The organism is Thermobacillus sp. ZCTH02-B1 (assembly GCF_002159085.1).
GTDB lineage: Bacteria > Bacillota > Bacilli > Paenibacillales > Paenibacillaceae > Thermobacillus.
This window is the reverse complement of the sequence record NZ_LZRU01000027.1, coordinates 1-10501: the sequence shown is the minus strand read 5'-3', so window position 1 is coordinate 10501 and position 10501 is coordinate 1. Positions and strand designations below refer to the sequence as shown.

Here is a 10501-nt window from a genome sequence, read left to right as displayed (position 1 = left end):
GGACGTTATACGACCGACCAAAGGATACGTTAACGGGATGATCCGGTTGCTTAGGGGGCCGTGGCAGAGTAGCACAACGGGCATGGCATTGAAAGGGCTTAGAGGATACTAATACCAGAAAAATGAATCGCCAATCCCATAAGGAAGAAGATCAAAAGCGCTTACAAGGGAAAGGTTCTTTTCAAGTTCGCATCCAGAATCCAAAAAAGGTGCCCACACTAGCTTGACTCAGACCTTTTTTCGGCCGGACTTCACTGCCTCCCGTCCCTCATGTATAATGGCGGGAGAGATTTGAGGCTTGAGAGAGACAAGGAGTTGCAGGAGCAATGGGTCTGAAAGCGGGCATCGTCGGCCTTCCGAACGTCGGAAAATCGACGCTGTTCAACGCCATCACGCAGGCGGGCGCCGAATCCGCGAACTATCCGTTCTGCACGATCGATCCGAACGTCGGCGTCGTCGAAGTGCCGGACGAGCGGCTGGACAAACTGTACGAACTCGTGAAGCCGCAGCGGAAAGTGCCGACGACCTTCGAATTCGTCGACATCGCCGGCCTCGTCGCGGGAGCCAGCAAGGGCGAAGGGCTCGGCAACAAATTCCTCGCGCACATCCGCGAAGTGGACGCGATCGTGCACGTCGTCCGCTGCTTCCGGGATGAAAATATCACCCACGTCGCCGGCAAGGTCGATCCCCTGAGCGACATTGCGACGATCAATCTGGAACTCATCCTTGCCGACCTCGAGACGCTGGAGCGGCGCCTCGAGCGCGCCCGGAAACAAACGAAGAGCGGGGAAAAGCGGTTCTTCCGGGAAGTGGAGGTGCTCGAGCGGATCCGCGAGGCGCTCTTTGCCGACAAGCCGGCCCGCAGCGTCGCGCTGGATGACGAGGAGAAGCTGATCGTCCGCGATCTGCACCTGCTCACGATGAAGCCTGTCCTGTACGCGGCGAACGTGAGCGAAGCCGACGCGGCGGATCCGGACGCCAATCCGCTCGTGCAGGCCGTCCGGGCTTACGCCGAACAGGAGGGCGCGGAAGTCGTGCCGATCTGCGCGAAGGTCGAGGCCGAGATCGCCGATCTCGAAGGCGAGGACAAGAAGCTGTTCCTCGAGGAACTCGGCATCCGGGAGTCCGGCCTTGACCGGCTCATCAAGGCGGCGTACAGGCTGCTCGGCCTGCAGACGTACTTCACGGCCGGCGAGCAGGAAGTCCGCGCCTGGACGATCCGCAAGGGCACCAAAGCGCCGCAGGCGGCCGGCGTCATCCACTCCGATTTCGAACGCGGCTTCATCCGCGCCGAGGTCGTCTCCTACGAAGATTTCGTGGCGGCCGGCTCGATGAACGCCGTGCGCGAGCGCGGCCAGCTGCGCCTCGAGGGCAAGGACTACGTCGTCCAGGACGGCGACATCATGCACTTCCGCTTCAACGTCTAGCGGGGGCGGCCCGAACGCGGAGAGCGGGTTTGTGTTATAATGAACAGTACGGAACTTTGAAGCAGGGGTGTTCATCGATGATGCTGGACCGTTTGCAGTCGCTGGCGGACCGCTACGAGAAGCTGAGCGAGCTGCTGTGCGATCCCGCGGTCACGGCAGACCCGAAGCGGCTGCGCGAATACTCGAAGGAACAATCGGACCTGGAGGAAACCTACCAGGCCTATACCGAATACAGGAAAGTCGTCTCGCAGCTCAACGACGCCAGGGCGATGCTCGGCGAGAAGCTGGACGAAGACATGCGCGCCATGGTCAAGGAAGAGATCGACGAGCTGACGAGGCGGAAGGAAGAACTCGAGAAGCGCATCCGCATCCTGCTGCTTCCGAAGGATCCGAACGACGACAAGAACGTGATCGTCGAGATTCGCGCCGCGGCCGGCGGCGAAGAGGCGGCGCTGTTCGCGGGCGATCTGTACCGGATGTACACCCGCTACGCCGAAACGCAGGGCTGGAAGGTCGAGCTGATCGACGCGAGCGTCAGCGATCTCGGCGGCTTCAAGGAAGTCATCTTCATGATCTCCGGCAAAGGCGCCTACAGCCGGCTGAAATACGAGAGCGGCGCCCACCGCGTGCAGCGCGTGCCGGTGACCGAATCGGGCGGCCGGATCCACACGTCGACGTCGACCGTGGCGGTGCTGCCGGAGGTGGAAGAACTGGAAGTCGAAATCCTGGACAAGGACATCCGCGTCGACACCTTCTGCGCGAGCGGCCACGGCGGCCAGTCCGTCAACACGACGAAATCGGCCGTCCGCGTGACGCACATCCCGACCGGCATCGTCGCCACCTGCCAGGACGGCAAATCGCAGAACGACAACAAGCAGAAGGCGCTGCAGGTGCTGCGCGCGCGCATCTACGAGATGCGCCGGCGGGAGGAAGAGGAGCGGCTGGCGAACGAGCGCCGGAGCAAGATCGGCACCGGCGACCGCAGCGAGCGGATCCGGACGTACAACTTCCCGCAGAGTCGCGTCACCGACCACCGGATCGGACTGACGCTGCACAAGCTGGACGCGGTGCTGAACGGCGAAATCGACGAAATCATCGATGCGCTGATCCTGGCCGAACAGGCGGAACTGCTCGAGCAGGAGAACGCGGCGATCGTCTGACGCACCCGGGGAACGCCGTTGGGTTGCGTGAATTTGCGTGAAAGGAGGCTGCCGGATGGCGGACGAGCGGAACGGCGCGGACCGTTTCGAGCCGGCCGGCGGGATCACGATCGGAGAAGCCTGCCTGCAGGCTTCTTCTTACTTGGAGGCGCATGGCGCGGCCGAACCGCGCGCGAGCGCGGAATGGCTGCTCATGCATGCGCTCGGCATCGACCGGGCTTCGTTGCTGCGCGATTGGCGCGAGCCGGTGCCGGACGACCGGCTCGGGGAATGGGCCGCGATGGTGCGCCGAAGGGCGGCGGGCGAGCCGGTCCAGTACATTACCGGCGAACAGTGGTTCTTCGGCCTGCCGTTCACCGTGACGCCGGCCGTGCTGATTCCCCGGCCCGAGACCGAGCTGCTCGTCGAAGCCGTGCTGGAGACGGCGGACCGGCTGTGGCCGGATGACGGCGCCGGCGCGGCGCCGCGGCTGCATGTGGCCGACATCGGCACGGGCAGCGGCGCGATCGCCGTCGCGCTGGCGGTGCGCCGCCCGCACTGGCGCCTCTTCGCAACCGATTTGTCGCCGGACGCGCTCGCGGTCGCGCGGGCGAATGCGGAACGCCACGGCGTGGCGGAGCGCATCACGTTCCTTGCGGGCGACCTGCTGGAGCCGTTCGCGGCGGGCGGCCGGGACGCCCGCAAGCTCGACATCGTGGTGTCCAATCCGCCCTACATCCCTTCGTCCGACCTCGCGGGTCTGCAGCGCGAAGTGCGCGATTACGAGCCGCGCCTCGCCCTCGACGGCGGCCCCGACGGGCTCGATCCGTACCGCCGCATGGCGGCCCGGCTCCGGACGCTGCCGGCCGTTCCGCGCGTCGTCGCCTTCGAGGTCGGCTTCGGGCAGGCCCGCGCCGTCGCCGGCCTGCTGTCCGACGCGGGCTGCTGGCCCGACCTCCGCATCATCCGCGACTACGCCGGCATCGAGCGCCACGTCATCGCCTGCGCGCGGTAGGGTCCGCTGCGGTCCGGGTGCCGACGCGTTCTCCCCGCCGCGGTACCCGCTGCGACGATCCGGTGCAGGGTGCCTCCGCGGTCGTTTTTCCGGTGTCCCCTTCGCTCGTGGAAGCGGGGGCTTTTTTGTTCCGGTTCATGCGTGTCCGTCCAAATCTGCGACGGCAAGTTTGAAAGATTGATAGAGCGGGCATACTGGGGGATGCAGCCGTTCCGGAACGCAAGCCTGGGCGCCGACGGGCGCCGCACAAGGAGCTTGTGTGAACATGGTGATCCGCACTTATTCCTTCGGTATGCCTTATCGACCGGTGTACGGGTATGTCCTGCTTCTGGCGGCTTTGCTGGTCATGTCATGGGACAACGCGCTGGAAAACGCGGCGGTGGCGCCCGGGGCGATTCCGGCGGAGGCGATTCGCCTCAGGATTCTGGCGAATTCGGACTCCGCGCCGGACCAGGCGGTGAAGCGCCACGTCCGCGGCGCCGTCGCGGGCGAACTGAAACGGCTTACGGCCGGCGCGGAATCGGCCGCGGAGGCGCGGGATGCGATCGCGGCCGCCCTGCCCGAACTGGAGGCGCTCGTGAAGCGGGAGCTTGCGGCGCGGGGATTCGGCTACGGGGCTTCCGTGCGGCTCGGTCCCGCGCCGTTCCCGGCGAAAATCCACGGCGGCCGGGTGTATCCCGCGGGTGAATACGACGCGCTGGTCATCACGCTCGGGGCGGGCAGGGGCGAGAACTGGTGGTGCGTGCTGTTTCCTCCGCTTTGTTTTGCCGATGCGGTGAAGAGCGGAAAACCCGAAAAACGGGAGCCCGCCGGAGAGGCGATCGGTGCGCGGAACGCGGCGGTTGCGGGAAGCGGCGGCGGGATGGCGGAATGCGGGACGGAGGGCGTCCGGGATCGGCATGCGGCGATCGCGGTCGGCTCGAAAGCGGATGGCGCAGAGGCTCACGGCCGGGACGCGGTGAACGGACCGGAGAGCAAACGGGACGCGGGAAACGCGGCGGACGGCGGACGGGATGCGCGGCATGCGCAGGATGCCGCGGCCAAAACGGGAAAGACGGCGGGAGACGCGCAGGACGTGGAAATCCGGTTCGCGATATGGGATCTGCTGCAGCGGGTGCTGGACTTTTTCCGGCGGCTGTTCGGCTGAACGGTTGCCGGGGACCGGCCGTCTGGTATAATGATTGGCAATGACAACCGAGCTTGATTGTCGCACGGGAAAGAGGAAACATCAGGTGAACGGAAAGACGAAGCTGTGGGGTACGGACGACGCCGCGATCGCGGAGGCGGCGCGCACGCTGCGCGAGGGCGGGATCGTGGCGTTCCCGACGGAGACGGTGTACGGGCTGGGCGCGGATGCGCGCAATGCCGAAGCGGTGCGGCGGGTGTTCGCTGCGAAGGGGCGGCCGTCGGACAATCCGCTCATCGTTCATATCGCCGACCGGGACCAGCTCCGGGAGCTCGCGCTGCCGTACGGCGGCGTGGCGGCCCGGCTGATGGACGCGTTCTGGCCGGGGCCGCTGACGATCGTGCTGCCGGTCCGGCCGGGAGCGGTGGCGCCGGAGGTGACGGCCGGGCTGGATACGGTCGCGGTGCGGATGCCGGCGCATCCGGTCGCGCTGCGGCTGATCGCGGCCGCGGGCTGCCCGATCGCGGCGCCGAGCGCGAACCGTTCGGGCCGGCCGAGCCCGACGCTGGCGGCACATGTCCTCGAGGATCTGGAGGGCCGGATCGACGGCGTCGTGGACGGCGGGCCGGCCGAGGTCGGCCTGGAATCGACGGTCGTCATGATGGCGGACGGCCGCATCCACGTGCTGCGGCCGGGCGGCGTGACGCCCGAGGCGCTCGCGGAGGCGGCGGGCTGCGAAGTGGCCGTCGCGGATGTCGACGGAGTTGCGGTCGCCGGGAACGCGGGAAGCGGCGCGGGCGGAGGGCGCGGACTCCCGGACGGCGGAAAGCCGGCGGCCGGACTGCGCAGCGCCGGCCCGGGCGTCGCGCCGGAAGGGACGGGCGCAGGCGCGGCGCCGCGTTCGCCCGGCATGAAGTACGCGCACTATGCGCCCCGCGGCGAAATGACGCTCGTCATCGGCGACCGCGCGGCGGTGCGCGGCTACATCGGCCGCGAGGCGGCCGCGGCCCGCGCGGCCGGCTGCCGCACCGGCGTGCTCACCTGGGAGGAGCACGCCGGTTTCTACGACGCCGACGCGGTCGTCGTCTGCGGCAGCCTCGCGCGGCCCGGAGAGGCGGCGCAGCGCCTCTACGCCGCGCTGCGGTCATTCGACGCGCGCGGCATCGACCGGATCTGGGCGGAAGGGTGCCCGCCGGAGGGGATCGGGCTCGCCTTGATGAACCGGCTTGCGAAGGCCGCCGGCGGGCGGATCGTCCGGGTGTAACCTTCGGGCCGGACATGAATCCGGACTTGTCCGCATAGGTATACGGGGAGACCCTGTGCGGAAGGAGTCGGATTCATGCCGCTTGACGCTGTGCAGACCGGCCAGCTGCTTACGCTGCTCACGATCGCGATCGCGCTCGGGATGGACGCCTTTTCGCTCGGGCTGGGCATCGGGCTGAGGGGCATCCGCAAGCGGGACATCCTGAAGCTGGGCGCCGCCACGGCGGCGTTCCACACGCTGATGCCGCTCCTCGGGATGACGGCGGGGCGGATGGTAAGCGGCCTGCTCGGCGGCATGGCGACGAAGATCGGCGGGCTCCTGCTCCTCCTGCTCGGCGGCCACATGGTATACAGCTCGCTGCGCGGCGGGGACGCGCCGCGGTTCGATCACTGCTCGTCGTTCGGCCTGCTGCTGCTCGCGCTCGTCGTAAGCGTCGATTCGTTCTCGGTCGGGGTGCCGCTCGGCATGTTCGCGGCGGACCCCGCGGCAACGGTGCTGTTGTCCGGCTTCTTCGGCGGCGTCATGTCGATCGCCGGACTGCTGCTCGGGCGGCGGGTCGGCAGCGGACTCGGCGAGTACGGGGAAACGTGCGGCGGGGCGATTTTGTTCGCGTTCGGCGTCATGTTTTTACTATAATTATAATAGGGAGCCGGGGATCTCTTGCGCGCATGGGTTGCGCACATGGTTTGGGAGGGATGCGGCGTGGTCCGTGTCTTGTTCGTCTGCACCGGCAACACGTGCCGCAGTCCGATGGCCGAGGCGCTGCTCCGGGCAAAGGCGAAGGAGCGCGGCGTTCCGGTCGAAGTCCGGTCGGCGGGCGTGGCGGCCGTGGGCGGCGTCCCGGTGTCCGCGCACGCGGCGGAAGTGCTCCGCGAGCGCCAGGTACCGCACGATGGCCTGTCCAGCCCCGTGACGGTCGAGGCGGTCAAATGGGCGGACCTCATCCTGACGATGACCGCCGGCCACAAGCGGATGCTGCTGGAGCGGTACCCGGAGGCGCTGGAGAAGACGCACACGCTGAAGGAGTATGTCGAGGACCGGCCCGAGGTGCTGGCGGAAATCGCCGAGCTCGAGCGGCTGTATACGGAATGGCAGCTCCGCCAGGCCATCGGCGGGAAGCTGAGCGACGAGGAGCGGGCGCGGCTTCTCGAGCTGGAAGCGAGGGTGCCCGATTTCGACATCGCCGATCCCTTCGGCGGCTCGCTCGACACGTACCGGAAGGTCGCGGACGAGCTGGACGCCGCGCTGGAGAAGCTGATCGCGAAGCTGACGCGGGCATCGGCGGAGGAGCAGGCCGGGGGCGAAAAAGGCGCAGCCGGAGATCCCGGCCCGGACGGAGGCGCCGGCGCAAACGGCGAATCCGGCGCTGACGGTGACATCGATGCCGGCGGCCAACCCGACGCAGGCGGCCATTCCGACGCAAACGGCAAATCCGACGCGGAAGGCGGAACCGGTGCCGACGGCGGACACGATGCGGCGGGCGGCGACGGCGCCGGCGGCAATAACGGGGCCGGCGGCGAATAGGAACGGATGCCGCAATCGCCGCCGTCAACGAAAAGCGACGTCGGCCAGCCCGACGCGGCCGGCGGAATCGGCGGGCTGACGATGGCCGATTGATTTTTCGCGCATCATCCGCTATGATGGACTTGACATAGACGGGTCCGATGTGACTGGCGACGTTAGTGGGGAACCACGGTGGAGCATCGGACAATATCGGCCGGTCGCCTGGGCAAAGAGCATTCGCGCCGGATGGCGCGACCATGCTCTTTTTGTCTTTTTCTCGAGGGCAAGGCATACTACACGTATCACCCACGGGGAGGCGGTCTTTCGATGAAAATCGCAATCGGCGCGGATCATGCGGGCTACAGGCTGAAGCGCGAGATCGTGCCGCTGCTCAAGGAGCTCGGCCACGAGGTCGAAGATTTCGGCTGCGACTGCGATCAGTCGGTCGACTATCCGGACTACGCGCTGCCGGTGTGCGAGCGGGTCGCGAAGGGCGAAGCCGACCGCGGCATCCTGATCTGCGGCACGGGCATCGGCATGTCGATCGCCGCGAACAAGGTGCCGGGCATCCGCTGCGCGCTCGTGCACGACGTGTTCTCGGCGAAGGCCACGCGGGAGCACAACGATTCGAACGTGCTGGCGATGGGCGAGCGGGTGATCGGGCCCGGCCTCGCGCAGGAGATCGTGCGCGTCTGGCTCGAGACGCCGTTCTCGCAGAACGAGCGGCATCTGAACCGCGTGAACAAAGTGATGGCGATCGAGCGCAGGCAGGCGTGAGGCGGGAGGTCGGACGCCATGGATGAGGCGCGCCTTCAGGCGATTGCGCAGGACACGGAGCGCTGCGTGCGCGAGCTCGCGGAGGCCGCGGGGCTCAAGGCCGGACAGTTGCTGGTCATCGGGGCGAGCACGAGCGAGGTGATCGGCCGGCGGATCGGAACGGCGGGAACGACGGAGGTGGCGGCGGCGATCTACGCCGGGATCGAGGCGGTTCGGCGCGAGATCGGCTTCCATCCGGTGTTCCAGTGCTGCGAGCATCTCAACCGGGCGCTCGTCGTGACCCGCGAGGCGGCCGAACGCTACGGCCTTGTGGAGGTGTCGGCCGTGCCGGTACCGGGAGCGGGCGGCGCGATGGCGGCGTACGCCTACCGGCGGCTGCAGGACGCCTGCCTGGTCGAATCCGTGCAGGCGCACGCGGGCCTGGACATCGGCGACACGCTGATCGGCATGCATCTTCGGCCCGTGGCGGTGCCGGTCCGGCCGTCCGTGCGCACGATCGGCGAGGCGCACGTGACGATGGCCCGGACGCGTCCGAAGCTGATCGGCGGGGCGCGCGCGGTGTACGTCCTCGAGCCGGAGGAACGGGAGCCGGAGAAGCGGGTTTGACGGTCGGAAGGGACGACGACGGGGATATCCCGGGGATATCCTTTTGTCTCACATCATATTGATTCGAAGCGGGAGGAAAGTGGAACATGGAATTTCTGCGCAGGCAGGATCCGGAGATCGTCCGGGCGCTCGGGCTGGAACTTCAGCGGCAGCGGGACAACATCGAGCTGATCGCGTCGGAGAACATCGTCAGCCGGGCGGTGCTCGAAGCGATGGGCACGGTGCTGACGAACAAGTACGCCGAGGGCTATCCGGGCCGGCGGTATTACGGCGGCTGCGAATATGTCGACATCGCGGAGCGAATCGCGATCGACCGCGCCAAGGAGCTGTTCGGCGCCGAGCACGCGAACGTGCAGCCGCACTCCGGCGCGCAGGCGAACCTGGCCGTGTATCTCGCGGTGCTCAAACCGGGAGACACGGTGCTCGGCATGAACCTGGCGCACGGCGGCCATCTGACGCACGGCAGCCCGGTGAACGCGTCCGGGCTCCTGTACAACTTCGTCTCGTACGGCGTCCGCGAGGACACGCACACGATCGACTACGATGAAGTGCGCAAGGCGGCGTTCAAGCACCGCCCGCGGCTGATCGTGGCGGGCGCCAGCGCGTATCCGCGCATCATCGATTTCGAGATTCTCGGCGAAATCGCGCGCGAGGTCGGCGCGCTGCTCATGGTCGACATGGCGCACATCGCGGGCCTCGTCGCGGCGGGGCTGCATCCGAGCCCGGTGCCGCACGCGCATTTCGTGACGACGACGACGCACAAGACGCTGCGCGGTCCGCGCGGCGGCATGATCCTGTGCCGCAAGGCCTGGGCGCAGGCGATCGACAAGGCCGTCTTCCCGGGCACGCAGGGCGGTCCGCTCATGCACATCATCGCGGCGAAGGCGGTCGCGCTCGGCGAAGCGCTGCAGCCGTCGTTCAAGACGTACGCGGAGAACGTCGTGAAGAACGCGAAGACGCTCGCGGAGGCCCTGATGGCGGAGGGACTGAACCTCGTCTCCGGGGGCACGGACAACCACCTGATGCTCGTCGACACGCGCAACCTGAACATCACCGGCAAGGAAGCGGAGCAGGTGCTCGATTCGGTGCGGATCACGGTGAACAAGAACGCGATTCCGTTCGATCCGACGAGCCCGGCCGTCACGAGCGGCATCCGGATCGGCACGCCGGCCGTCACCTCCCGCGGCATGGGCGAGGAGGCGATGAAGACGATCGCCGGCGTCATCGCGATGACGCTGAAGAACCCGAAGGACGAAGCGGTGCTGGAGAAGGCACGCGGCATCGTGAAGGAACTGACGGAGCAATATCCGCTGTATCCGGATCTCGAATATTGAGATTCGGTTCGGCACCTTTTGGGAAGGCATGGAAGCGGGTCCGCCGCACGGCGCCGTTGACCGCGGATCCGATGATCGCCGGAGGTTGATCACGGATCGCGGATGCGTTGATCGGTGGTCCCGGGTCGAACGTCCCGAGCCGGCCGGGGCAGGGGTCCCGGCCGGCTGTTCTTTTGGCCGGCCCCGGGGACGGCTCCGGCTCCGGCGTCCGATGTTCCGGTCCGGCGGCGTCCGTCCCGGGATGAAGCGGGCGCATCGGGCGGTCCCGGAAGAGACGGCGGGGGAAGCGGCATCCGGCGCGCGTCCGGAT

General features: G+C 67.6%; 10 protein-coding genes and 1 riboswitch. All 10 genes read left to right on the top strand.

Annotated features, from left to right (window positions below; translation table 11 throughout):
• Window positions 1-326: 326 nt before the first annotated feature.
• The 10 genes from ychF (at window position 327) to A9Z00_RS11730 (ending at window position 10191) form a co-directional block, all read left to right on the top strand.
• Window positions 327-1427, top strand: a complete 1101-nt coding sequence (ychF, locus tag A9Z00_RS11775; RefSeq protein ID WP_296977521.1) for a redox-regulated ATPase YchF — start codon at window positions 327-329, stop codon at window positions 1425-1427.
• Window positions 1428-1507: 80 nt separating this feature from the next.
• Window positions 1508-2587, top strand: a complete 1080-nt coding sequence (gene prfA, locus A9Z00_RS11770) for a peptide chain release factor 1 (RefSeq protein ID WP_296977524.1) — start codon at window positions 1508-1510, stop codon at window positions 2585-2587.
• A gap of 55 nt (window positions 2588-2642) precedes the next feature.
• Window positions 2643-3581 carry a peptide chain release factor N(5)-glutamine methyltransferase gene (gene prmC / locus A9Z00_RS11765; protein ID WP_296977518.1) on the top strand — a complete coding sequence of 313 codons (939 nt, stop codon included), beginning with the start codon at window positions 2643-2645 and terminating at the stop codon, window positions 3579-3581.
• Between the two features lie 265 nt (window positions 3582-3846).
• Entirely contained in the window at window positions 3847-4728 is an 882-nt protein-coding gene (gene spoIIR / locus A9Z00_RS11760) for a stage II sporulation protein R (RefSeq protein ID WP_296977515.1), read from the top strand.
• A gap of 85 nt (window positions 4729-4813) precedes the next feature.
• Window positions 4814-5971 (top strand): L-threonylcarbamoyladenylate synthase, encoded by a 1158-nt coding sequence (locus A9Z00_RS11755; RefSeq protein ID WP_296977514.1) that lies wholly within the window; start codon window positions 4814-4816, stop codon window positions 5969-5971.
• Between the two features lie 75 nt (window positions 5972-6046).
• Window positions 6047-6607, top strand: coding sequence for a manganese efflux pump MntP (locus tag A9Z00_RS11750; protein ID WP_296977511.1), 561 nt, complete (start codon window positions 6047-6049; stop codon window positions 6605-6607).
• 66 nt (window positions 6608-6673) lie between these two features.
• Window positions 6674-7495, top strand: coding sequence for a low molecular weight protein arginine phosphatase (locus tag A9Z00_RS11745; protein WP_367189488.1), 822 nt, complete (start codon window positions 6674-6676; stop codon window positions 7493-7495).
• 132 nt (window positions 7496-7627) lie between these two features.
• Window positions 7628-7709: riboswitch (ZMP/ZTP riboswitch) on the top strand.
• Between the two features lie 92 nt (window positions 7710-7801).
• Window positions 7802-8251 (top strand): ribose 5-phosphate isomerase B, encoded by a 450-nt coding sequence (rpiB, locus tag A9Z00_RS11740; RefSeq protein ID WP_296977509.1) that lies wholly within the window; start codon window positions 7802-7804, stop codon window positions 8249-8251.
• A gap of 18 nt (window positions 8252-8269) precedes the next feature.
• Window positions 8270-8857, top strand: coding sequence for a TIGR01440 family protein (locus A9Z00_RS11735; protein ID WP_296977506.1), 588 nt, complete (start codon window positions 8270-8272; stop codon window positions 8855-8857).
• 86 nt (window positions 8858-8943) lie between these two features.
• Window positions 8944-10191: a serine hydroxymethyltransferase gene (locus A9Z00_RS11730; protein WP_296977503.1), complete on the top strand. Its 1248-nt coding sequence runs from the start codon at window positions 8944-8946 to the stop codon at window positions 10189-10191.
• Window positions 10192-10501 lie beyond the last annotated feature (310 nt).